This is a genomic window from Sulfitobacter sp. S223 (assembly GCF_025143825.1).
Lineage (GTDB): Bacteria > Pseudomonadota > Alphaproteobacteria > Rhodobacterales > Rhodobacteraceae > Sulfitobacter.
On record NZ_CP083560.1, the window covers coordinates 3,152,319 to 3,176,360 of the forward strand.

Sequence of the window (24,042 nt, forward strand, 5' to 3'; positions counted from 1 at the left end):
CTCGATGACCAAGACAAACACGACCGAATTATTGCAATCCTTTCTTGTGGTTGGCTGGCACGAGTGCATCAGCCTGCCAGAAATGGGCCTGCACGACTTTGCGGTCAAAGTAGATACCGGCGCCAAGACGACCGCGCTCCATGCCGAAAACATCGAGACGTTTCAAAAAGACGGAGAGAAATGGGTGCGCTTCACGGCTCCGTCCCCGACAGGTGCCACAGGGCAGACCTGTGAATTCCCCGTCCACACCAAACGCGCCATAACCAATACCAGCGGCACGCCAGAGACACGTATCGTTATCAGGACGCCTATGGTATTGGCCGGACGGCGTTGGAAGATCGACATTTCCCTGACAGATCGCGGCAACATGCGCTTTCCCCTAATTCTAGGGCGCCGCGCATTACGCAACCGCAACATCCTTGTGCATCCGGGCAAATCATACCTGGTGAGCGACAAACCCGTATTTGAAGGATCCGACCGATGAAAATTGCTATGCTCGCCCGTAATCCGAACCTCTATTCGCACAAGCGTCTGAAGGAAGCTGCCGAAGCCCGTGGTCACCAGTTTGATATTATCAACACGCTACGGTGCTACATGAACATCGCCTCTCGCCGACCAGAAGTTTATTACAACGGTGAAAAGCTGGAAGGCTATGATGCGATCATCCCACGGATCGGGGCCTCGGTTACATTTTACGGCCTCGCCGTGCTGCGGCAGTTCGAGATGCAGGGCGTCTATCCGCTGAATGAAAGCGTCGGCATTGGCCGTTCGCGAGACAAGCTGCGCTCGATGCAGCTTTTGGCGCGGGACGGGATCGGCCTACCCGTCACAACCTTTGCACACGATCCCAAGCAGACCGACGAAGTGCTTGAACTTGCTGGTGGCGCGCCTGTGGTCATCAAGCTTCTGGAAGGCACGCAGGGTATCGGCGTTGTTCTGGCGGATACAAAGCGCTCTGCGGTTTCCGTGGTCGAGGCGTTTCGCGGCGCCGGCGTGAACATCCTGCTGCAAGAATTCATAAAAGAAGCAGGCGGCACCGACATTCGCGCCATCGTTGTTGGTGGCAAGGTCGTCGCCGCGATGAAGCGTACCGGTGCCAAAGATGATTTCCGCTCCAACCTACACCGCGGCGGCTCTGCCGAAGTGATTAAGCTCTCTCCCGAGGAACGCTCAACCGCTGTGCGTTCAGCCAAGTCGATGGGCCTGAATGTCTGCGGCGTGGACATGCTGCGATCAAACCACGGCCCCGTGGTCATGGAAGTAAACTCCTCTCCCGGTCTTGAGGGAGTAGAAAAGGCAACCGATCTGGATATTGCAGGCATGATCATCAAATACATCGAGAAGAATGCAAAGCCGAACGCCACAAAGACAAAAGGCAAAGGATGAAGCGGCGTCCTGATTTCGAGATTGCAGGACAGTTTGTCAAAGCAGGCACGCGCAAGACGATAGAAATCCCTGTCAGCACCCTGTCGGATCATACGCCTGTCACGTTATCGGCTCATATCGTGCATGGCCGCTCCGACGGACCGACGACTTTCGTCAGCGCCGGCATTCACGGCGATGAGGTAATCGGCGTAGAGATCGTGCGCCGGTTGCTGCGCTCCAAAAACCTGAAGTCCTTGCGTGGGACGCTGATTGTCGTGCCGATTGTGAATACCTTCGGGTTTCTTAACCATTCGCGCTATCTGCCGGATCGCCGCGATCTTAACCGATGCTTTCCGGGGTCTCCGAACGGATCACTCGGATCGCGCTTGGCGCATATCTTTCTCAATGAGATTGTCGCGCGTTGTTCATTGGGTATTGATCTGCACTCTGCTGCGATCAACCGGATCAACCTGCCACAAATCCGTGTATCGGCCAACAACCGCAACACAATGCGGCTGGCGAAAGCGTTCGGCGCCCCTGTCATTCTGACAAGCGCCCTACGTGATGGCAGCCTGCGGCAAGAGGCAAAGAAAATCGGCGTCGACGTGCTTTTGTACGAAGCTGGCGAAGGCATGCGATTTGACGAGATGTCCGTGCGCGCAGGTGTTGCCGGAATCTTGCGCGTGCTCAAAGACATCGGGCAGTTGCCCAAGGCAGGCATCGCCAAGCCCAAAGCCGCCCCGCTTTTGTGTGCAGACAGCCACTGGCTGCGTGCCTCTGCAGGCGGGCTGCTGCGGATGTTCAAAGCCGAAGGCGATGTCGTGACCGAAGGAGATGTCGTTGCTGCAATCTCTGATCCTTTTGGTGAGGACGAGATCGAGATCAAATCCCGTTACAGTGGTATCATTGTTGGCCGCGCGGTGGTGCCCATCGTGCATGAAGGCGATGCCTTGTTCCACATTGCCGATGTCAAATCCGGCGATATGGCTGAAGCCGCAGTGGACGAGCTGGCCAGCCAGCTAGAAGAAGCGCCTTTGTTCGATGAGGATGAAATCATCTAGCACTCTCCCGTTGCGTCACGCTGTCAGTGGATGCTTTGCAGCTCAACACAAACCGCCTAAGCTTTAACGATGATTACATTGCATCACCTCAACAGGTCCCGCTCGCTCCGAATTCTGTGGCTATTGGAGGAAATCGGCGCGCCTTATGATTTTGTCCTGCATGAACGCGACAGCAAGACCAACCTTGCCCCCGACGCTTTGCTCAAGGTGCACCCGTTGGGAAAATCGCCCGTGATCGAGATGGACGGCGAAACAGTTTGTGAAAGTGCTGCCATCACCGAACTGCTTTGCGCAAAATTCGCACCACAGATGATCCCAGAGGTGGGCACCCAAGCTTACCTGCGGCATCTGGAACTGATGCATTTCGCCGAAGGCTCAGCCATGACGCCGATCCTGCTCAATCTGTACGTAGGTCGTCTGGGAGAGGCCGGAGCGCCCCTGCATCCGCGCATCCAATCCGAGCTGGACAACCACTTTGCCTATATGGAGAAGATGCTGCGCCCGTCGGGTCATTTTGTGCTTGATGACCTTTCTGCTGCGGACATCATGCTTAGCTTTCCCGCGCAAATCGCGATGCGGCTTGAACGGCGGGACGCCTATCCGAAGCTGGCTGCGTTTGTGGATGCTCTTGAAGCACGCCCTGCCTATCAGCGGGCAGTAGAAAAAGGCGGCGTCTAGCAGCCTGCGCCATTGCCAAGGCTCCGCTAGGGTGGCACCAAAAGGGAATGACACACTCCCTTACCAGCCTTGATGGCACCCCGGCTAGCCGCCTTGCCTTTGGCACAATGCAATTTGGCGGTCGCGCTGATCGCGCGGCGTCCCAAGCGATGTTTGACGCCTCTCTTGATGCGGGCATCACCCATTTCGACACGGCGCATGTCTATACCGATGGCGCATCAGAAACCTTCTTGGGAGAGATGATCAAACCTCACCGAGAGCGGCTGATCATAGCGACCAAAGCGGCCTATACGGGCGGCGCGACCCCCGAGAATATCCGCACCTCTGCCGAGACGTCGCGAAAGCGAATGGATCTTGATGTGCTCGACGTGCTTTATCTGCACCGCTTTGATCCTGACACGGACATGCACCTTAGCTTTGAAACCTTTGCGCAGCTAAAAGCAGGCGGTATTATTCGTCATATCGGCATCTCGAATTTTGCTGCATGGCAGGCCGCCAAAGCCGCCGGAATTGCAGCTAAATTCGATCTGACCATTACTTTGATCCAGCCCATGTACAACGTTGTCAAACGACAGGCAGAGGTCGAAATCCTCCCCATGGCGCAGGACTTCGGGATGCTCTGTGCGCCGTATTCTCCTTTGGGCGGTGGACTACTGACCGGGAAATACGCGGGCGGCGGAACAGGCCGGCTGTCCGAAGATGACCGCTATGCGGCGCGCTACCGATTTGACTATATGCACATTGCCGCCGAGGCTCTTAGCCAGATCGCTGCGCGTGAGGGGGTGCATCCCGCGACCCTTGCAGTGGCATGGGCCGCAGCCCATCCAACAGCGCCGACACCGATCATCTCGGCCCGCTCGGATGAACAGCTTGCGCCATCGTTGGCCGCAATGGACTATGCCATGTCACCCGACCTCTACGCAGAAATGACCGCATTGATCCCAGCACCGCCGCCAGCAACAGACAGGGCAGAAGAAGCATGAACAGCGATATCATCATCATCGGCGGCGGCATTGCCGGATTGTCTGCAGCGGCCCGTCTTTCGGCAGATGCACAGGTAACGGTTCTAGAGATGGAGAGCGTGACCGGCTATCATGCCTCTGGCCGCTCGGCCGCGCTGATTGAGGAAAACTACGGTGCACCATCGGTTCAGGCGCTCAATCATGCTGGTATGGCTCATTTTCAGGATGGCGGATATTTGTCCCAGAGGGGCCTTCTGATTATCGCCGATGATCAACAAGAGGACGCCTTCAAGGCCGATCTGGTTCATATGGGCGTCGACCAGATTAGTCCTGACGAAGCCGTCGATTTTGTGCCCGTGCTGGATAAATCAAAAGTGGCATTTGCGGGCTACCATGCCGAAGCCTTCGATATCGACACAGACCGCTTGATGCAGGACTTCATCCGCGTTCTGCGCGCCAACGGCGGTCAGATAATCACAGATGCCATCGTCACTGGCATCAGGCAGGATGCGTCGGGCTGGGAGGTGATCGCAGGCGATAGCTACACCGCTGGCACGCTAGTCAATGCGGCAGGTGCCTGGGCTGATCTGATCGCGGGCATCGCCGGTGTGACCCCCTTGGGCATTGTACCACACCGCCGATCAATGGCGCGTCTGGCCGCCCCCGGCGGGCACGACACCACCAAATGGCCGATGTTCTTCGGTCCGAATGAAAGCTGGTATGCAAAGCCGGATGCCGGTGCCCTGCTTGTCTCCCCCGCTGAGGAAGTCGCAACGCATCCGCATGATGCCTACGCCGACGATATGACACTGGCTGAAGGTCTGGACCGTTACCAACAGATGGTAACCGAACCAGTGACAAGGCCGCTGGCCACATGGGCGGGTTTGCGCAGCTTTGCTCCTGACCGCACGCTTGTGCTTGGTCGTGATCCGCATGTACCTGAATTTGTCTGGTGCGCTGGTCAGGGCGGATACGGGTTCCAAACCTCACCCGCTGCCTCTGCGTTATTGGCGGATCTGGTTCATGGGCGGGAACCTGAAATCGACGCGGTCTCTGTGGCGGCATTGCGTCCGGACAGATTGCGCGCATGACCCGCCTTCCGCCTAATGCCAGCGTTGCCACACGGTTGGAAGACGGCAAGCTGTGCAATCCCTCGGCCCAGCGAAACACATCTGACATTGTCGCAATGGTGCAGCAAATCGCGCCCGTGCAGGGGCGCGCGTTGGAAATCGCATCTGGAACCGGTCAGCATGTGCTGGCATTGGCAACTGCCCTGCCCGACCTAGAGTGGCACCCCAGCGACATCGCGCATGACCGTTTGAAAAGCATTGATGCCTACACCGCCGGTTTGGCCAATGTGCAGCCTGCCCGCCTTCTGGACGCAACACAAACAGGGTGGGCAGACGCAGAAGATCCCTTTGATCTGATCTATTTAGGAAACCTCTTGCACCTTATCCCACAAAGCGCCGCGCAGACGGTACTGTCTCAGGCAGCACGTGCGCTGGCCCCGGCTGGAACGGTCGTTGTCTACGGACCCTTCATGCGCAGCGGCGTGTTGACGTCGGAAGGTGATGCAAAATTCCACTTTGATCTTCAGGCAGCCAACCCGGAAATCGGATACAAAGACGACGTTTGGGTCAAGGATATGCTGACAGAAAGCGGTCTTGCCCTTAGCATGGTGCACAACATGCCAGCCAACAACCTCAGCCTTATCGCTCAACGGGAGCCGCTATGAATTTACGCACCGGATTTGCCATTCTGGGCCTCGCCCTTCTTGCAGCGTGCAGCTCCGACAAACCTATCCCGATAGGTGCGCCCGTTGCCCTCAACTTTCGTGATGCGGATCCGGTGGATTTCAAAGGACAGCATCCGGCACGCTACCGCGTGCAAGGTATTGATGCAGCGCGCTTTCAGACGCAGATAGATTGGGGCACTGCACGGCGGAATGGCGTCAGCTTTGCTTTCCTCAAGGCGACAGAAGGCGGGGATCTTCTGGATCCGATGTTCAAATCCCACTGGCGTGGCGCGGGTCAGGCAGGCGTCGCGCGCGGTGCCTATCACTTCTATTATTTCTGCACGACACCAGAGGTGCAGGCACGTTGGTTCATCCGCAATGTTCCGCGCTCAAAAGGGATGTTGCCCCCCGTCCTTGATATGGAATGGAATCCATTCTCGCCGACCTGTGCACACCGGCGCCCTGATGCGCGGGTGGTACAAGACGAAATGAAACGCTGGCTAAAGATCGTCGAAGCATACTACGGCGTGCGCCCGATCATTTACACAACCCCGCGGTTCTACGAAGAGAACAACCTTAAGGGCTTCAAAGGCTACGAATACTGGCTACGCACCACGGCCAAAGCTCCGCGTGAAACTTTCCCCGGCCAAAGCTGGCGCTTCTGGCAATACTCTGCAACAGGCTTGATCGGCGGGATTCAGGGCGAAGTAGACCTGAATGCTTTTTCCGGCAGCCCCCAAGAATGGACTGCATGGCTTGGGTCGCGCGCAGTGAAATAAGGTTCATGATATCCGGCCAAGGCCTGCCGGCAGAATCCAGACCGGCAGGCGTGAAGCATTGATATTGCATTCAGGCATCTGAGCGCGCAGAGCGTCGAGTTCATGCCGCGCACGGTCCACCAGACAGTCGAGGTTTTCCTCAAAGGCGGGCAAGTAAAAGACAACGACCTTGCGCGTGGCACCGAAGCGCATGTGCGTCAGCGCGATTTGAGGTGCCGCTTTGGTATGGCAGGCGTCCCAGCAAAGCTCTGCTATGTCTGGTAGATGGCGAAGGCTTTCCCAACGCTCCAGCAAGACGAACGTCACTGTGGCCGCGTCGCTTTGTTGAATACCTAAAGCCGCGCGGACCTCTTCTGCCCTATCACCTATGACCATTACCGTGGGAACACGTGGCGGCGACAATGCCACGCCCAGCGCAAACACCACCGCGACCAAAATCAACGCGGTGGTGAAGTAGTGTTTAGCCGTCCACGCGGATCGTGGTGTTCTTTGGATCATACGGGCTGTCCTCGACAATCTCGGCATCCCAGAGTTGGTCGAACATCTTGACCTTCAGCTTGGTACCAACCACAGCAGTATCGGGCTTCACGTAGCCCATGCCTATGGATTTGCCAAAAGCGACCGAATATCCGCCCGATGTCAGACGTCCTACACGGGTATCACCATGATACAGCACTTCGCGACCCCAAGGATCAGCGTCATCTGGCCCGTCAATCAGCAAGGTGACACATTTCGCATTGATGCCGTGATCCGCCATCGCCTGCTTACCGTGGAAGTCCTTGTTCATATCGACAAAGCGCGGCAGGTCTGCTTCCAGCGGCGTCGCATCGCGGCCAAGTTCGTTCCCGAAGGCGCGATATGACTTCTCCTGACGCAGCCAGTTTTGCGCACGCGCACCGACCAGCTTCATGCCATGCTTTTCGCCTGCTTTATCCAACAGATCGAACAGATGGTTCTGCATTTCGATCGGGTGATGCAGTTCCCAACCCAGCTCACCCGTATAGGCAACGCGGATCGCACGCACGGGCACCATGCCCAGCTCGATGTTGCGCATGGTCAGCCACGGAAAGCGCTTGTTGCTAAGCGCAGTCGCGGGATCAGCGTCCTTGATGACCTCGTTCAGTACATCGCGGGATTTGGGGCCCGCGATGGCGAATACGCCCCACTGAGTGGTCACATCGTGGCATTCAATATAGCCGAATTCAGGCGCTTTATCCTCAATGGCTTTACGCAAATAGTCGCTGTCATAGGCTGTCCACGCACCTGCGCTTACAAGATAGTATTCATCCTGTGCCAGCCGAACGATGGTATATTCAGTACGTGTGGTACCTGCGCCGGTCAGTGCATAGGTCAAGTTGATGCGACCAACGCTGGGCAGCTTGTTACATGTAAACCAGTCAAGGAATGCCGTGGCGCCCGGCCCTTTGACCAAATGTTTTGTAAATGCAGTCGCATCAATCAGGCCCACGGATTCGCGCACGGCCTTTGCTTCGTCGACCGCGTACTGCCACCAGCCACCGCGCCGGAAACTGCGGCTGTCATGGTCATTGAAGTCTTCAGGAGCAAAGTAATTGGGCCGTTCCCAGCCATTTACCCAGCCGAATTGGGCCCCACGCGCAGCCTGACGATCATAAGCCGGAGAAGTCCGCAGCGGACGGCACGCGGGGCGTTCTTCATCTGGGTGGTGAAGGATATAGACATGCTCATAAGCTTCTTCATTCTTACGGGCTGCAAATTCGGTGGTCATCCAGTCCCCATAGCGCTTGGGATCAAGGCTCGCCATGTCGATCTCGGCCTCGCCTTTGACCATGAGCTGAGCCAGATAATAGCCTGTCCCCCCTGCCGCTGTGATACCGAAGGAGAAACCTTCAGCCAGCCACATATTGCGCAATCCGGGCGCAGGTCCAACCAGCGGGTTGCCGTCTGGCGTATAGCAGATAGGGCCGTTGAAATCGTCTTTAAGCCCCGAATCCTCAGCCGATGGCATCCGGTGCAACATAGCAGCATATTGATCTTCGATCCGGTCCAGATCGAGCTGGAACAGATCGGCACGGAAGCTGTCAGGTACACCATACTCGAACCGCGCAGGCGCGTGTTTCTCGTATACGCCCAAGATCCAGCCACCACGTTCTTCGCGCACATAGGACTGTGCATCAGCATCGCGGATGACAGGATGCTCCGCGTTGCCTTCCGCCCGGAACTTCACCAATTCAGGATCCTGATCCATGACAATGAACTGGTGCTCGACAGGTATCGCAGGCATTTTGATTCCCAGCATCTTGGCTGTGCGCTGCGCGTGGTTGCCGCTTGCGGTGACTACATGCTCTGCCGTTATGATAACCTGTTCGTCAGATGGGACAAGGTTGCCACCTTTCTCGACCATCTTGGTTACGGTTACTTCCCAAGCTTCACCGTTCCAATGAAAAGCATCGGCCTGCCACTTACGTTCAATCACGACCCCGCGCTGACGCGCGCCCTTAGCCATCGCCATCGTCACATCAGCAGGGTTAATGTAGCCGTCTGTGTTATGGTAAAGTGCACCTTTCAGGTCCTCGGTCCGGATCAAAGGCCACTTCGCCTTGATCTCGTCAGGCGTCAACCATTGGTAGGGCACACCGCATGTTTCCGCCGTAGACGCATAGAGCATGTATTCGTCCATACGCTCCTGCGTCTGCGCCATGCGCAAATTTCCAACGACTGCGAAGCCAGCGTTTAGACCGGTCTCTTCCTCCAAAGTCTTATAAAACTTGATGGAGTAGTCGTGGATATGGGTCGTGGCAAAAGACATGTTAAAGTAGGGCAACAACCCTGCCGCGTGCCACGTAGAGCCGGAAGTAAGCTCGTCGCGCTCCAACAGCATCACGTCATCCCAACCGGCCCGCGCCAGATGATAGGCAATTGACGTCCCTACGGCACCGCCGCCTACCACCAATGCTTTGACTTGCGTTTTCATGACACGATTCCCTCTGGCCCGATTTCGCTTCGTTTTATCGTGCAAACGCTATTTCCGACGCCAAACCGCGACCGGACATGGCAGAAAACCGACCTCATAGCATTTGGCGCCAACCGCCCATTTCTTTTGGCCTCAAATATCCCGGGGAGACTGCGCCATAGGCGCAGGCGGGGCAGAACCCCAAACAACACTGCACCCATTCGCTTAAGATAAAATCTTGCCGGGGTTCATGATCCCGTCCGGATCAAGCGCCTGCTTGATTGCCACCATGACATCTACCGCACCGCCCAACTCTTTGATCAGGTATGGCCGCTTGCCTTGTCCGATCCCATGCTCGCCGGTACAGGTCCCCCCCAGCTGTATGGCAAGGTCAGCGAGCCAGCTAACGAATACTTGCGCTTTGGCCACCTCGTCAGAATCGTCCATATCAATCAGGACCGAGGCGTGAAAGTTACCATCGCCGGCGTGACCCACGATTGGGGCTATCAGGCCGATCTCTTGAGCCTTTTCATTGGCGGCAACTACAGCTTCGGCAAGCTTTGATATTGGCACGCAGACATCCGTTGCCACCGCTTTGCACCCCGGACGCAGCGCAAGCATCGCCCAATAGGCATCATGGCGCGCTTGCCAAAGCTGGTTGCGTTCTTCGGCTGTGCTTGTCGCCGCATATCCCGTTCCGCCAAAATCTTCGGCCAATGCGCCAAAGGTTTCCGCTTGCTCTGCCACACCCGCATCGGAGCCATGAAACTCGAGCAAGAGCAAAGGTGTCTCCGGCAAAGTCAGCTTCGAATAGCTATTCACCGCCTTGACCACCAAGGCATCCAGCAGCTCGATCCGCGCAACCGGTAGCCCATACTGGATGACCGCCATAACAGTTTCGCAAGCAGCCTCGACACTGGGAAACGAACAGCTTGCGGCTGACATAGCTTCTGGGATGCCCTGCAAGCGCAGGGTTACTTCGGTGATAATTCCCAGCGTCCCTTCAGAGCCGACCATAAGCCGGGTCAAATCATAGCCCGCTGAAGATTTGCGCGCGCGGCTAGCTGTACGGATCACTTCGCCGTTTGGCATCACAACTTCAAGGCTCAGCACGTTGTCCTTCATTGTGCCATAGCGCACCGCGTTGGTGCCAGAGGCGCGGGTTGCCGCCATGCCGCCGATGCTCGCGTCGGCCCCTGGATCGATCGGAAAAAACAGACCCTGATCACGCAGATGGGTATTGAGCGCCATACGTGTCACACCGGGCTGTACGCGACAATCCAGATCACCGGCATTTACCTCAAGCACCTTGTCCATCTGGCTCACATCGATGCTGATCCCGCCTGCCGGCGCATTCACATGTCCTTCAAGGGACGTTCCCGTGCCAAAGGGAATGATCGGAACCTTATGTGCGGCGCAAATTTTTACTGCATCGACGACTTCCTGCGTTGAACGCGCAAAAACAACGCCATCAGGGGGCTGGTTCACAATCCAAGTGGTTGTATGGGCGTGCTGTTCGCGAATTGACGCACCGGTCTGAAATTGCTCACCGAACTGCTGTTTGAGAATGCCCAAAGCTGCGCTGATACCATCTTCGTTCCGCGCAAGCGCTACTGCATTAACCATCACCTATTCTCCCAATGCGATGCCTTCGCGGCGCGGATCCGCGCCTCCGCGCAACCTATCATCAATCGCAATCAGGTGAAGGCCGGATGTCAGCGCGCGTGCATTCGTTTCATACCCGATGGCCCCCAACGCGTCCGCCAGCCCCTCGACACGTGTTCCCGCCTCAAGATCGTATGTCCCGAAACGGTTAACCGCATGAGGCAAGGCAGCGGCGGTCTGCGGTTCCATGCCCCAGTCAATCATCGCAATGATTGCCTGAGCAGTATACCCGATGATCCTGCTGCCCCCGGGCGAACCGGCGACGTACACAGGTGCACCGTCTTTCATCACAATCGTCGGCGACATCGAAGAACGCGGCCGCTTTCCCGGCTCGACACGGTTCGCAATCGGCACACCATCCTTTTGACTCCGAAAGGAAAAATCGGTCAGTTCATTGTTGAGCAGGAAGCCTCCCACCATCAGACGGCTACCAAAACCGTTTTCAATTGTGGTCGTCATTGAAGCAACATTCCCCGCCGCATCAACAATAGAGATGTGGGATGTGGAGGGCAGCTCGATTGCTTCGTCGTCCGCCCAATTCAGCGCATGGTCAAATTCGGGTACACCCGGGGTAACTTCGGGCAGCGCATCGTCGCCCGCCAACAGCTTTGCGCGATCCGCCAGATAGTCAGAATCCAACATTCCCGCCACCGGCACAGGCACAAAGTCGCTATCTGCCACATAGCGTCCCCGATCGGCAAACGCGAGCCGCGAGGCATCCCCGATCAGGCGCCGCACGTTCACATCTTCTGGTCCCGCACTCAGGTCGTAGCCGTCCAGCATACCCAACATTTGCCCTAAAGCTATGGCACCAGAAGATGGCGGGCCCATGCCACACACGTCATGGGCGCGGAAGCTTGCACAAACAGCCGGGCGCTCTTTCACACGGAAAATTGCCAGATCAACCTCGGACAAGACACCGGGATTGGCCTCGGCCCCTTGCACGGTCGCCACAATCGTTTTGGCCAAGTCACCAGCATAAAAGGCACCTGCCCCTTCCGCGCTTAGCTTTTTCAACGTCAGCGCGTAGGGGAGATTAACCAAAGTCTGCCCTGCCGCCACCGGAAAACCACCCGGCATGAAATAGGCGGCTGTAATCTTCGAGCTTGCCAAGCGTTCGGCATCATCTGCGACCAATTGTGCCAAACGGGGGCTAACCGGGAACCCGTCTTCCGCCAGCTTCATCGCGGGGGCCAGCAATTGCGCCCAGTCCTGATTGCCATATCGCGCATGTACCTCGGCCAACAGCGCCGGGGTACCCGGCACCCCGACAGATCGCCCTCCGACAACCGCGTCAAAGAACTTTAGCGGTTCGCCATTGGCATCCTGAAACAAGCGCGGCGTTGCAGCCAAAGGCGCGGTTTCCCGACCATCAAAGGTGGTCAGTGCACCGCTCGCGGCATCGTACCACACCAAAAATGCACCGCCGCCCAAACCGGAACTTTGCGGCTCTACCAGCCCTAGCATTGTTTGCACCGCAACCAGCGCATCCGCCGCGGTTCCGCCTGCCGCCAGCACATCTGCACCCGCCTTGACCGCATGGGGATTGGCCGCCACGACCATCCAGTTGTCCGCCTGAACAGACTTGCCTGCCGCTTTGGCCTTGAGTGCGGCCGTCACATCGGCAGACAAGCTTTGAAAATCGCCCGTGCCTGCCGCTTCGGGTGCGATGGCATCTGCCGCTTGCTGCGCAAAAGCAGTACCGGCCATCACAACACATAACGCTGTTAGAATATTACGCATCGCCTGCTCCTGTTCGGTCTTCATTTCCCAACGCGCTGGTCCGCTAAAGGCGCGTGCGATTACAGCATTGACGGCACGACCTGATCCGGGGGCCGGTGCCCGTCATCAAACGTCTTGATATTGATAATCACTTTCTCGCCCATCTCAATCCGGCCTTCCAAAGTCGCCGAGCCCATGTGCGGCAAGAGAACCACATTATCGAGTTCACGCAGGCGCGGGTTGATCTCTACGCCATGTTCGTACACGTCCAGACCAGCACCCTTAATCTCACCTGCGCGCAGCATTCGGGTCAGAGCGTTTTCGTCGATGACTTCCCCACGGGAGGTGTTCACGATCACCGAGTCGGGCTTCATCAGCTTCAAGCGGCGCGCGTTCATCAGGTGGAAGGTCGATGGCGTATGCGGGCAATTGACCGAGATGACATCCATCCGTGCCACCATCTGGTCAAGGCTTTCCCAATAGGTCGCCTGCAATGCTTCTTCGGTCTCGGGACGCAGTCGGCGACGGTTGTGGTAATGAACCTGCATGCCGAACGCAGCTGCACGGCGGGCAACCGCCTGCCCGATCCGCCCCATACCAAGAATGCCCAAACGTCGACCTGAAATGCGCCCACCCAACAAGGCATTGGGCGCCCAGCCGTCCCATTCGCCCTTTTGCATCTTGGCCATACCTTCTGGCATGCGCCGCGTGACAGCCAGCAACAACGCCATGGTCATGTCGGCGGTATCATCGGTCAGCACGCCTGGCGTGTTGGACACCAACACCCCTTGTTGGCGCGCGGTGGCGACGTCAATGTGATCAACACCGGCACCGTAATTGGCGATCAGCTTAAGTCGCTCTCCGGCCTGGGAAATCAGAGCGTTATCGATGTTGTCGGTTATTGTCGGCACAAGCACATCACATGTTTTGATGGCTTCGGCCAATTCAGTGCGTGTCATCGGCGCGTCCGTGGCGCGCAGGCGCACATCGAACAGCTCTGCCAGCCGGGTCTCTACCACCTCCGGCAACCGTCGCGTGACTACAACACTCAGCTGTTGTTTTGGCATAATTCAATCTCCAGGCTTGGCGGTTGGCATGATCTGGGGGCATGGTGAACCAGTACGCGACGAGGCACAAGAACCCCGCGCAACAAGAGCAGACCCAAAGCAATAAAAATCAGTGCAGGCAGCACATTATGAATAGATCGAGAATGCGCAAACTACGCGCAGGGTTTGTAGGCCTGTTTGCCTTGGCCCTGACGTCAGTCTTTGCAACGGCAGCCCTTGCAGGGACGGATGACGCCGCTGGCAAGGTCACAAAACGGCCTATTCCGCGCTATGTTTCGATGAAAGCATCGGAAGGTAACGTGCGGCGCGGACCATCTCTTACCCACCGCATCGACTGGGTTTTCAAACGCCGCGATATGCCGCTGCGTATCACTGCGGAGCATGGCCATTGGCGCCGCGTCGAAGACCGTGATGGCATGGGCGGCTGGGTTCACTATTCCCTCCTGTCCGGTACACGCACGGTACTGGTAGAAAAAGACCTGCTGACCCTGCATGCAAGACCCGATCCATCTTCGCCTGTCATGGCTGCGCTGGAACTGGGCGTTGTGGCGCGGGTAAGCGAATGCAACGAAGAATGGTGCCTGCTGCGCTCTGGCGGGTTCAAAGGGTGGGCTCCAAAGGCCCGACTGTGGGGCGTATTGCCCACGGAAGTGTTTGACTGATTGCGCCTTCGTGATGCTTGGATCATGGTGTCGGGATGTTGCCAGATCCAAAGGACACGACCATGAAATCCGTCTTTTACGACCGTTTCGGCCCCGCGGCCGATGTTTTGAATATCAAAACCTTTGACACGCCCTCTCCCGCTGCCGGTGAAGTCACGGTACGGCTGGTGTTTTCAGGCGTGAACCCGTCGGACATCAAAGGACGTGCAGGCAGCCGCCCCGGTGTCCTAAAGCCCGCCTTTCCCGAAGTGATCCCCCACAGCGACGGCGCAGGCGTCATCGAAGCTGTCGGCCCAGGTGTAGACCCCAAACGTGTGGGTACCCGTGTCTGGATTTGGAACGGCCAGTGGCAGCGCGCATTCGGCACCGCCTCAACCCATATCACCCTACCATCCGAACAAGCGGTAGACCTGCCAGACGCAGTCAGCCTTGAAACCGGTGCCATACTGGGCATTCCCGGCCTAACCGCAGCACAGGCTGTGTTCGGAAGTGGCAAGGTCAAAGGCCAAACCCTGCTGATCTCGGGCGGGGGTGGCACGGTTGGCTATCTTGCCGTTCAGCTCGCTGTCTGGGGAGGTGCCAAAGTGATTGCCACCTGTAGCGCGCGGGACGCAGACCGCGTGAAAGCGGCTGGCGCCCGGACCGTCCTTGACTACAAGTCGAAAACACTGGCAGCGGATATCCTTGCGGCCAACGACGGCGCACCTGTTGACCGCATTCTAGAAGTAGAGTTCGGGGCGAACGTGGCGATGAACGCCGAAGTTATTGCGCCAAACGGAGTGATCGCAGCTTACGGTTCCCAGATTGACATGACCCCGACAGTCCCGTTCGGCCCCCTGTTGTTCAAAGCGGCAACCATCGACATCATTCTGATCTACTTGCTGCCCTTTGCGGAGCGTCAAAACTGCATCGATCTGCTGAACCGTGCGTTCGAGGACAACGCATTGACCTGTCCTGTGGCACAGGTATTTGCCCTTGAGGATTGCGTCGCTGCCCACGAGGCCGTTCTGGCAGGTGGCAGGGTTGGCGCGATCCTGATCGATTGCACCTAGCTACCGGACAAGCAGGAATTGCCTATTCCCAGACGCAGGCCTAGGCTTGCGTCAAATTTGCCCTGATTATTTCCATGAGGCCTTCCATGCGTGTTCTCGCTTTATTGTTGTGTCTTCTGTTGCCAATTTCCGCGCAGGCACAAACAACAGACCAGCCCTCCGGCACCATCAACGTGACAGAAGATGCTGCACAGGACGCCGCGATTGCCACCCGCATTCGCGACATTATGGGCGAGCTGGAAGGCTTTGAAGATGTCACAGTCTCGGTCAGTTCCGGCATTGTGACATTACGTGGTCGCACGCTTGATGCCCCCTCTTCGCAGCGATTGAACGATTTGGTCGGTCGAATCGAAGGCGTTGTCGCAATCGAAAACGAGGTGACTGAAACTACCGATGTGGTTCAACGACTGAACCCTGCCGTCGACCGCTTCAAGGCGCGCGGCCAGCAAATAATTGCATTTCTGCCGCTGGCGATGATCGCGCTTACGCTTTTCATCCTAATCGTCTGGTTCGGATTTTTTATCGCGCGGCGGGAACAACCGTGGAACCGGTTGGCGCCAAACGCCTTCATTGCGGATATTTACCGTCAGGTTCTCAGGCTGATATTTGTGATTGGTGGTCTGGTCGTCGCCCTTGATATCCTGAATGCAACAGCGCTGCTGTCAGGCATTCTGGGCGCGGCAGGTATTGTCGGTCTGGCCATCGGCTTTGCGGTGCGCGACACGGTGGAAAACTTCATCGCTTCCATCATGCTGTCTATCCGGCAGCCCTTTCGTCCGAATGACACCGTGGAAATCGAAGGCGATACCGGGAAGGTTATCCGCCTTACTTCCCGCGCGACAATCCTGCTCAGCTTTGATGGCAACCACATCCGCATTCCTAACTCGACCGTATTCAAAAGCCGAATTGTCAATTTCTCCCGCAACGCGGAACGGCGATTCACGCTGGAGCTTTCTGTCGCACCGGAGGTCGATCTAGCCCAGGCACAAGCCCTCGCGCTGTCCACACTGGAAGGTCTGCCGTTCGTTCTGGCCACGCCCGAAGCATCGGTCTGGATCGAATCAGTCGGCGACAGTTGGGTAAACATGGGGATGGCGGCATGGATCAACCAGAACGACACCAGCATTGTGTTGGCGCGTTCCGAAGCCATCCGCCTTGTTCAGGCCGCCTATGATGCGGCAGGCGTTTCGGCACAAATCCCCGCCTATCGCGTGCTTCACGAGGGGATGCCACCGTCGGAAAAAGCCCCTGAAGCGGCGCCAGAGACAGAATATGAAGGGGCTGAGGTGCCTCCTGCGCCGGCACAGGATGTAGATGCGCGCGAAGACAAGCAACTCAGCCAGATTATCGACGAAGAGCGCGCCGGAGAGCACGTGGATTTGCTGCGCGAGAATGCCGATCAGGAATAAGTGCAAGATTAGTGAATTTAGAGCGGATAAAGGCTTGCACCCAGAGCCAACCCGCCCTATTTACCAGCCCACGTTGGGATGTAGCCAAGTGGTAAGGCAACTGTTTTTGGTACAGTGTACCGTAGGTTCGAATCCTACCATCCCAGCCACTTCACCTAGATATAATAACGCAAGAACCCGCAGCACCCGCTGCCGGTTAAACTGCCCCAGTTATCGCCCCACCACCTTCGCCTTCTGAAGAGGGCTATTGGTGAGGGAGGGGGAATAGGTATAAGTAATGAATAGATAGCAGGGGAGGCATACCTTCAGAGCTCCCCTTACCACCCCCTGCCTACCCTAGAGAGAGACCCCCTATGGGAACGATAAAGGACCCTTGGCACTCCCGCCCCATAGACGTTCACCGCTGGTCAGATCACCCTGAGCTCGCTGCCTTGGCGGAAGGTATTTGGGGGGGTGGCTTTTGGGCTCTAATCCCTAGGCGCTCTAGACTAAGGGCTATGAAACGCTCCCGCTCAAATTCGTGACCTGACTTAGCTTCAATGACCACGTTCTTTAATAACGCTATCTGCTCATCCCACTGGTGGCTGTCATTCTTAGGCTTTCGGTATCCGTATAGGCGATCCCCAATGAAGCCGAGAACAGTGTGCCAAGTCAGCTGGGTAACTTGAGGATGGCTATGCTTTAGACCATCACTGGTGCTCGCACCAATAGCCACCAACCTTACCCGCAACCTCAGATTATCATCTTCGAAAAGCCCTCGATCGTATATTCTGGCTGCGGCTTCTTCCAAGCGACCGGGATCTAAGCAGCCTATGGCAGCTAGAACACGTTGAACGTTCTGGGCATCCTTATTCGTCCATGGTCCATTAAGCGTACATTCCGCGTTCGTCTTAACCTCAACGATGACAACATCAATCCAGCCATCAGTCAGCTCAAGCGCTTGAAGATCATCCTGCATGACGTTGTCAGGTTCTTCGTAGAAACGCTCTTGTCGATGGGGAAATCTCACTCCAATCAAGTCGGCATCAGTTCTCTGGCCACCACCCTTTTCTGGATGGACGATAAAATTTTCCATTTGAAGGTAGCCGTTTAAGCGAAAGTACCAATAGGCCACTTTCTCAGTCGTCAGTTGCGTCTCATTTTCATCCGCCATCGAACAATGGTCCCCTTTTCTAAGCCTATCTCTTCATGGAGCGCGGTAAGGTACAATTTCTTGCCCTGTTCTTGCTTCATGAGCCGCCATACGTTCAAGATACCCATTGCACCTCTCTGTTTGCCTCCACGTTACATAGTCCAGCAACTTATCGCGAGTTAGGCCGACTTCTTCGTCTAGCCCAAGGAGGGTGTTCGCTGTCGCTAAGCCAACCCCAACCTCTGCCATTGAAGCGGCTCCCATGACGTTCTTGAGTTCTGCTACGCGAGTATAATCCACGATATAACTGTCATGGATCGATAGAACCGGGATGTTCTTTTCACTGAAGTGGCGATGAACTCTTTCTGTTATTCGCCCATCCAGATTCATCAACCGAATGCCATGATCCTTGAAGAGCAGTTCCTCCATGTGCGGGGACTTCTCAAGGAAGGCGGTTAGGAGCCGATCAAGCTGAACATTGGTCAGTGTCTTGCCCATATGGCCAGTAGGGAAGCCATCGCGAAATCCTCGATATGCAGCATCCTTTGCACCTGCGTTAATGGCTGTCAGGATGAGTCGCTTTACGAAGCTTCTCTGAAGAGCAGGTGGCACCGCTGCTAGCAACTCTGATGGCAAGTCGTAGGGATCACCGTCAAGCTCTGCCCCTGCTTGAATGGACAGTAAGGTTACGTGCAGGCTTCTGAAGTCGACCTCGACAACAGGCGTGTCATTGATGAATATCTTAGAGCGCCAGTTGCTATCTATTTGCTGCCACCAACCACCGTAGAAGCGCCCGTTACATCCCCAGTCCGCCCGGCTGAATATGCGCCGCGTTAGCTTGTGGTGATGATCAGATGGCACATCATTTATTCGCGGGGTTTCAAGTGTTGGAATGTCAATGAATGCGCTGTCTATGATAGCGTTATACTGTGCCAGCTCTTGTCTCATGCGGTCGGTATTTTCGTCGTCCTCATATTCCACGGGGTGCCCGTCAGCAGCCTCTCGGAGAATAATGATTTCCTCTCCCTCAACGCGAGTGACGTCGTCTCGATTGCTGCCCAGCCTAGCGAACCGTCCTCGTAGCTCTTCCGAAGCACGAATTCGGGTAGTTCGGTTGCCCTTCGAGTATCGGCCTGAGTAGCTACCCTTAGCGATGTCTAGCAGCCCAGCTTTGGTCAGGGTTTTAATGATGGGGATTATCTGCTTGGATATATGTATGGCGTTATATCTCGAGTTGGTGTCCCAATAGTTGGAGGACATCGACACGCCAATGCTCAGCTCCGGATCCTCTAGCCAAGCGACATACAGATCAAGCAGCAGTACCCTTAGCTGGTTGCGGAAAGTGGTCTTAGGCTTTGGCCCGCTCTTGCTTTCGCCGGGAAAGCACTCCCCCCAAATACCTTCCGCCAAGGCAGCGAGCTCAGGGTGATCTGACCAGCGGTGAACGTCTATGGGGCGGGAGTGCCAAGGGTTCTCTATCGTTCCCATAGGGGGTCTCTCTCTAGGTAGGTAGGGGTAGTAAGGGGAGCTCTGGAGGTATGCTTCCCCTGCTATCTATTCATTACTTATACCTATTCCCCCTCCCTCACCAATAGCCCTCTTCAGAAGGCTAAGGTGGTGGGGCGATAACTGGGGCAGTTCAACCGGCAGCGGGTGCTGCGGGTTCTTGCGTTATTCTATCTAGGTGAAGTGGCTGGGATGGTAGGAAACCTTGCGGGGCATTGTAACCTAACACCTTCTCCGACTGTCCACCCGATCTGGGGCAGTTACTGGGGCGGTTGGGCACGGTGGGGGAGCCCCTACGGACCCGAACTGCAGTGCCCACGGCCCGCCAGCATCCGCCTAAGCTGGTTGGCCCACTGGGCTCTACGTCGGGGGTCAGCAACCGCTACCAACCCGGCAGTGTCTCCACCTCACGCCCTACTGGGATGCCTTGGATACGCCTGAACTGACTGAGGGCGGCTTGTGGCCCATAGCGGACCTTGGTGCGGGTCGCGTCTAATGACCGCTCCCAGCCCAAAGCGGACATTGGGCAAAATTGCATGGATGTACTAGATTAGAGAGCGTGAGAATAAATCATGGAAATTCCACGATACCATCGGGCAGACCTATCAAAAGTAAAGGACATGGGTTTCCAACGCCTCGATGCACCCTATCTTCTAGTTTACGCCAGTGCGTCGTCGCCTCACCAAATTTGTCGGCGACAAACTTGCGACAAAATGCTTCGCGAAACGTGAGCGGGTTATTGACTCGATCGGTCAAGCCGCTGATTGCTGCTTTTTGGCGTGAAGTCGGTTCATAGCCCCACTGGGTAAGGCCATCGAGCGACAGAATCTGGTTCTCGTCCAAAAACCGTCCGACTATGTCCCTCATGTTTTCATGTAGCGACGTACCACGCGTTATGATTACCCCCACCGAGATCGCGCCGTCCGCATGTAGCCGTTTGTAATTCTCTAGATCACGATCAAAGAATGGGTCCTTATTGTTCCATTCAATCTCAAGAGCGACCCGACCAGCCGAAAGCTCCCTAACATGGTCAACTTCATGTGATTGGCTTTCTAGGAGCTTTCCATTGATCTTGCGCTCGACGTGGAAGTGAAACTTTGGCCATTGCCTTTCAGCTAAGGCATTCCTCAGTCTCTGCGTGCCTTTGGCTTCACCTCCACCACCAGAGATCAACTCCTTTACGGGAATCTTGAAGCCCTTGAGAACGTCGGTCAGTTCAGCCTCAACCTCTGGAAAATCAACCTCAAGGATTGCACGGGCATGGGACAGCACTGCGACTTGATAGCCTTGCTTTTGCAGTTCTAGTAACATCGTTGCATCCATCAGGTTTGGCCGCGATAATCGCTGAATACCCGCTGGAGTCGAGTCGATTCCGTTGGACTGTCACTCAGGAAGACATTTTACCTCATGAAAATCCACAAGATTTACTCGCATTTGAACGGCGAAGAATACCTGATGGCGCGACAACCCGCACTTTGGGCGGAAGTGCAAAGTGTCATAGCGAAGGTTAATGGCCCTGCATGTAAGATAAAGAAGTCCAAAGAAGCGAGCAAATTTGGGGCTACGTTGTACTCACCCCCTGCACTGAACAGGGAGTTCAAGGATAGGTTCGGAGAATGTTCCCCGCCTTGGAAAAAGGAAGAATTTTATTACTACGTTTGCGAAGATGAACGAACAACGCGTCGCGTCCAAAACCTGTCCGCTATTGAGCAAAAGAAGCTCATAGAGGACGCGGGGTTCGAGGCACTATCGACAAGCAATGAAACCGACTTCGTTAAAGATCGTGTTGCTGTTGAAGTCCAGTTTGGGAAATACTCTTTCGTCGCACACGATCTTTACGTGAAGCATCTGGCCTTCTTTGCAGCGGGGAAAATCGATGTTGGCATCGAAATATTGCCCATGAAGAGCATGGCGCGCGAAATGTCCTCCGGACCCACATTTTTTGAGAAAGATTTGAGCAACATCTTAAGGCAAGGCAGGGGCATACCGGGGGTGCCGCTTGTTGTTATTGGGGTCGGGCCTTAGGCCGCCCGCGCAAGCTGCTTGGCTGAGTTTTTCTGGCCAAACCAAACACCGACAATGGCTCCAGAAATTATCCGATGCGCATAACGCTTGAGCTTTGCTTCATTCGCAAATTTACCGTTACTCTCACGTTGTCCCACTAGTTTAATCACAATGCGCTCCGCATCCTCTTCGGGCAAAGCAGCGACGAGATCATCATGAACTTCGCTGGCAATTTCGCCTAGAAGATCAACCCAGCGATATGGGCTTTCTCCTTTGCTCCGCCTCGTCCAAATCTCTTGGAGTCCTACTCCATCAACAGAGGAAATCAGCTTTTCCAAGCTCTTGCGGCTTGAAGTCTCCTGCACATCAATACCCTCAAGTTCGCTGCATTTTTGAATACGAGAACTAAGGCTCTCGTCCAAATGGTGCGTCCGAATATCCTTTGAATTACCAGAATAAAAACGCATCGACCAAGTGGTATCACCATCACTAACATCGTTTGCAAACTCAAACCTCATGCCACTCTTAAAGCGAAGGTGAGGAATAGCAGCACGAAACCGGCGCTTCTCGGGGTAGGTCTTGCCAGCAGTATCCACCTTTGTGACAAGGGCACTCTTGACAGGGGGAGAAAGATCAATGCCTGCCTCTCTAGGAGGAATAAAATCATCACTTGTCCGCCCAAGAGCGCATGACGCCAGGATGTAACTAAACGTCGGTGGGATCGCGTTCCCAATCATTTTTGTCTTCTCAGCAGATGACTTGCCGAAAAACTGATACGTAATGGGGAAGCCTTGCAAGGTCGCCCTCTCTCGAATCGTCAAGCGTCGATAGCCTGTTCCATTAGCGACAACGATACTCTCTCTTGATACTCGCGTACATGTGGCTGTAACTGTACGCGCCGGCACATCAAGGCGGTCAGGGAAAGACATATTGTTGTAAACTGGGTGGAAAATTTTGGACTCGCGATTGAGGCGGAGCTCTTCTTCGTTCAACGGTTCTTCCTGCTCGAGCTCAGTAACTTGAGACTGAGGAAGTTCGACACCCCAGACCGGATCAACCACCCGCTCTTTGCCTCCAAGCGCCTCGGTCACGTCTCCCAACGTCAAATTCGCGCATTGCGGCTTGAACTGGTATATCTGTGCCAATGAAATATTGGTCACTACGCATCTCTTGCGAGCCTGAGGACAACCGAACTCTGAAAAATCGAAAACACCAATGTTCGGATTTAGTTTTCGATACTTATAAAGTGATGAGTCCGGGTCCGAAAAGCATACTTCCAAGTACTTTGCTACCCTAGGAACGTTCTCCATTGCCCAGAACCGGGGCTTCAAACGATCAACAATCGCAAAAAAGCGTTCGAGATCGACTTGCCCGTCGGCCAAATCCCCGCTTCCTCCACGATTTGAATATGAAAATTGGGTGCAAGGAGGGCTACCTACAACAAATTCAATGTCGTCTGGCAAGGCATCCAAATCCATTGTACGGATGTTCACCGGCGCCAATTCTGTTTCATGGTTCCCATTGTGCGTGTTTATGGCAGGCTGCCACCACTCGTAAGAACCAACCACCTCTACACCGGCGAGTTTGAGCCCTAGGCTCCAGCCACCAATGCCCGCGTATAGATCAATTGCTCTCATGTTCACCTCATCGATTGACGAACAAACTATATCATTTTGAGGAAGACACAAGATCTAACGACAAGTGGATGTCCGTTCTTGCTATTCTCACTCGGGTGAACAGACGGTGCGGCAAAAGTCTGCTTCCCGCCCGTTGCTGCCGACTACACATGTGTCCGCTCGGCTCCAACGCCTTTACCCGCAAATAGATCTGCAATTACGTGCACTACGTCCGGCTTGATTACCGCCAACGTAGCTCTCCCAGCAAACTGAGGAACCTTCTGTATCTAAATAAAGAAGTTTAATCAGGAGTATAGTCATGAAGACGTTTAGCACCCTCGGTCGTATGGCCGGGGGTTTTCTTATGTCACCACCCCCGAAAGCCGCGATCACCACTCTGATCTGGCTGGGCGCACGGTCACACCCGATGGTCACCCTACTGGTTACCCTAGCGTTGCTCTCTGCTTGGAGGGACGACCGTGGATGATCTGAAGGAAGGCGATGTCGTTGTGATCGCGGCCTTTGACGACTGGCCGGAACATCTGTTCGAGGTCGATGATACCTTTGAGGACTGCGTGAGCGGCTACTCGATAACTGGCCCTCTCGTCGGGGTCTACGGCGAGCCGGGTTTCGAGCTGATCCTTCGGGTCATCTACCGGGCGACCACCCCAACCTAACCCCAAACATGAAAGGAG

The 24,042-nt window shown here is 55.6% G+C and carries 23 protein-coding genes and 1 tRNA gene; 15 read left to right on the forward strand and 9 right to left on the reverse strand.

Annotation, left to right across the window (positions count from 1 at the left end):
* The first annotated feature begins 4 nt into the window (after positions 1-4).
* From K3757_RS15090 to K3757_RS15125, 8 genes are all read left to right on the forward strand, one after another.
* Entirely contained in the window at positions 5-484 is a 480-nt protein-coding gene (locus K3757_RS15090) for a RimK/LysX family protein (RefSeq protein ID WP_259996706.1), read from the forward strand.
* A complete protein-coding gene (gene rimK, locus K3757_RS15095; protein ID WP_259996707.1) occupies positions 481-1,386 on the forward strand; it encodes a 30S ribosomal protein S6--L-glutamate ligase in 906 nt (301 codons plus the stop codon). Before K3757_RS15090 ends, rimK begins: the two co-directional genes overlap by 4 nt.
* Positions 1,383-2,426, forward strand: coding sequence for a succinylglutamate desuccinylase/aspartoacylase family protein (locus K3757_RS15100; RefSeq protein WP_259996708.1), 1,044 nt, complete (start codon positions 1,383-1,385; stop codon positions 2,424-2,426). Before rimK ends, K3757_RS15100 begins: the two co-directional genes overlap by 4 nt.
* A 69-nt stretch (positions 2,427-2,495) precedes the next feature.
* Complete coding sequence (locus K3757_RS15105; RefSeq protein ID WP_259996709.1) at positions 2,496-3,104, forward strand: glutathione S-transferase family protein; 609 nt, start codon at positions 2,496-2,498, stop codon at positions 3,102-3,104.
* Positions 3,105-3,151: 47 nt separating this feature from the next.
* Positions 3,152-4,087, forward strand: a complete 936-nt coding sequence (locus K3757_RS15110) for an aldo/keto reductase (protein WP_259996711.1) — start codon at positions 3,152-3,154, stop codon at positions 4,085-4,087.
* A complete protein-coding gene (locus K3757_RS15115; RefSeq protein ID WP_259996712.1) occupies positions 4,084-5,157 on the forward strand; it encodes an FAD-binding oxidoreductase in 1,074 nt (357 codons plus the stop codon). The genes K3757_RS15110 and K3757_RS15115 overlap by 4 nt, the downstream gene beginning before the upstream one ends.
* Positions 5,154-5,801, forward strand: a complete 648-nt coding sequence (locus tag K3757_RS15120) for a class I SAM-dependent methyltransferase (RefSeq protein WP_259996713.1) — start codon at positions 5,154-5,156, stop codon at positions 5,799-5,801. Before K3757_RS15115 ends, K3757_RS15120 begins: the two co-directional genes overlap by 4 nt.
* Positions 5,798-6,580 (forward strand): glycoside hydrolase family 25 protein, encoded by a 783-nt coding sequence (locus tag K3757_RS15125; RefSeq protein ID WP_259996714.1) that lies wholly within the window; start codon positions 5,798-5,800, stop codon positions 6,578-6,580. Before K3757_RS15120 ends, K3757_RS15125 begins: the two co-directional genes overlap by 4 nt.
* A 3-nt stretch (positions 6,581-6,583) precedes the next feature.
* On the opposite strand, the gene K3757_RS15130 is transcribed toward K3757_RS15125, so the two are convergent.
* The 5 genes from K3757_RS15130 to K3757_RS15150 all read right to left on the reverse strand — a co-directional run bounded on the left by K3757_RS15130 (position 6,584) and on the right by K3757_RS15150 (position 13,966).
* On the reverse strand, positions 6,584-7,078 hold the full coding sequence (locus K3757_RS15130; protein ID WP_259996715.1) for a hypothetical protein: 495 nt from the start codon (positions 7,076-7,078) through the stop codon (positions 6,584-6,586).
* Positions 7,041-9,533, reverse strand: a complete 2,493-nt coding sequence (locus tag K3757_RS15135) for an FAD-dependent oxidoreductase (RefSeq protein ID WP_259996717.1) — start codon at positions 9,531-9,533, stop codon at positions 7,041-7,043. Before K3757_RS15135 ends, K3757_RS15130 begins: the two co-directional genes overlap by 38 nt.
* 204 nt (positions 9,534-9,737) lie before the next feature.
* Positions 9,738-11,138 carry an FAD-binding oxidoreductase gene (locus tag K3757_RS15140; protein ID WP_259996718.1) on the reverse strand — a complete coding sequence of 467 codons (1,401 nt, stop codon included), beginning with the start codon at positions 11,136-11,138 and terminating at the stop codon, positions 9,738-9,740.
* A 3-nt stretch (positions 11,139-11,141) separates the two neighbouring features.
* A complete protein-coding gene (gene ggt / locus K3757_RS15145) occupies positions 11,142-12,920 on the reverse strand; it encodes a gamma-glutamyltransferase (RefSeq protein ID WP_259996719.1) in 1,779 nt (592 codons plus the stop codon).
* Positions 12,921-12,979: 59 nt separating this feature from the next.
* Positions 12,980-13,966, reverse strand: coding sequence for a D-glycerate dehydrogenase (locus K3757_RS15150; RefSeq protein ID WP_259996720.1), 987 nt, complete (start codon positions 13,964-13,966; stop codon positions 12,980-12,982).
* A 128-nt stretch (positions 13,967-14,094) separates the two neighbouring features.
* On the opposite strand from K3757_RS15150, the gene K3757_RS15155 reads away from it, so the two are divergent.
* From K3757_RS15155 to K3757_RS15170, 4 genes are all read left to right on the forward strand, one after another.
* A complete protein-coding gene (locus tag K3757_RS15155) occupies positions 14,095-14,628 on the forward strand; it encodes an SH3 domain-containing protein (RefSeq protein ID WP_259996721.1) in 534 nt (177 codons plus the stop codon).
* Between the two features lie 62 nt (positions 14,629-14,690).
* Complete coding sequence (locus K3757_RS15160; RefSeq protein ID WP_259996722.1) at positions 14,691-15,680, forward strand: NADPH:quinone reductase; 990 nt, start codon at positions 14,691-14,693, stop codon at positions 15,678-15,680.
* A gap of 86 nt (positions 15,681-15,766) precedes the next feature.
* Positions 15,767-17,089, forward strand: coding sequence for a mechanosensitive ion channel domain-containing protein (locus K3757_RS15165; RefSeq protein ID WP_259996723.1), 1,323 nt, complete (start codon positions 15,767-15,769; stop codon positions 17,087-17,089).
* Positions 17,090-17,163: 74 nt separating this feature from the next.
* Positions 17,164-17,238, forward strand: a tRNA-Gln gene (locus tag K3757_RS15170).
* A 263-nt stretch (positions 17,239-17,501) separates the two neighbouring features.
* Here the strand turns inward: K3757_RS15170 and K3757_RS15175 are convergent.
* The 3 genes from K3757_RS15175 to K3757_RS15185 form a co-directional block, all read right to left on the reverse strand.
* Positions 17,502-18,242, reverse strand: a complete 741-nt coding sequence (locus tag K3757_RS15175) for a hypothetical protein (RefSeq protein ID WP_259996724.1) — start codon at positions 18,240-18,242, stop codon at positions 17,502-17,504.
* A gap of 33 nt (positions 18,243-18,275) precedes the next feature.
* On the reverse strand, positions 18,276-19,709 hold the full coding sequence (locus K3757_RS15180; RefSeq protein ID WP_259996725.1) for a hypothetical protein: 1,434 nt from the start codon (positions 19,707-19,709) through the stop codon (positions 18,276-18,278).
* Positions 19,710-20,297: 588 nt separating this feature from the next.
* The gene (locus K3757_RS15185) at positions 20,298-21,038 is read right to left on the reverse strand and encodes a BglII/BstYI family type II restriction endonuclease (protein WP_259996727.1); all 741 of its coding nucleotides are present in this window, start codon (positions 21,036-21,038) and stop codon (positions 20,298-20,300) included.
* 96 nt (positions 21,039-21,134) lie between these two features.
* On the opposite strand from K3757_RS15185, the gene K3757_RS15190 reads away from it, so the two are divergent.
* Positions 21,135-21,752 carry a BglII/BstYI family type II restriction endonuclease gene (locus tag K3757_RS15190; RefSeq protein WP_259996729.1) on the forward strand — a complete coding sequence of 206 codons (618 nt, stop codon included), beginning with the start codon at positions 21,135-21,137 and terminating at the stop codon, positions 21,750-21,752.
* On the opposite strand, the gene K3757_RS15195 is transcribed toward K3757_RS15190, so the two are convergent.
* Positions 21,749-23,368: a DNA cytosine methyltransferase gene (locus K3757_RS15195; RefSeq protein WP_259996731.1), complete on the reverse strand. Its 1,620-nt coding sequence runs from the start codon at positions 23,366-23,368 to the stop codon at positions 21,749-21,751. The two genes, K3757_RS15190 and K3757_RS15195, sit on opposite strands and share 4 nt — an antisense overlap.
* Before the next feature lie 298 nt (positions 23,369-23,666).
* On the opposite strand from K3757_RS15195, the gene K3757_RS15200 reads away from it, so the two are divergent.
* Together K3757_RS15200 and K3757_RS15205 are read left to right on the forward strand one after the other, a co-directional pair.
* Positions 23,667-23,834: a hypothetical protein gene (locus tag K3757_RS15200; protein ID WP_259996733.1), complete on the forward strand. Its 168-nt coding sequence runs from the start codon at positions 23,667-23,669 to the stop codon at positions 23,832-23,834.
* Positions 23,827-24,024 carry a hypothetical protein gene (locus K3757_RS15205; protein ID WP_259996735.1) on the forward strand — a complete coding sequence of 66 codons (198 nt, stop codon included), beginning with the start codon at positions 23,827-23,829 and terminating at the stop codon, positions 24,022-24,024. The genes K3757_RS15200 and K3757_RS15205 overlap by 8 nt, the downstream gene beginning before the upstream one ends.
* Positions 24,025-24,042 lie beyond the last annotated feature (18 nt).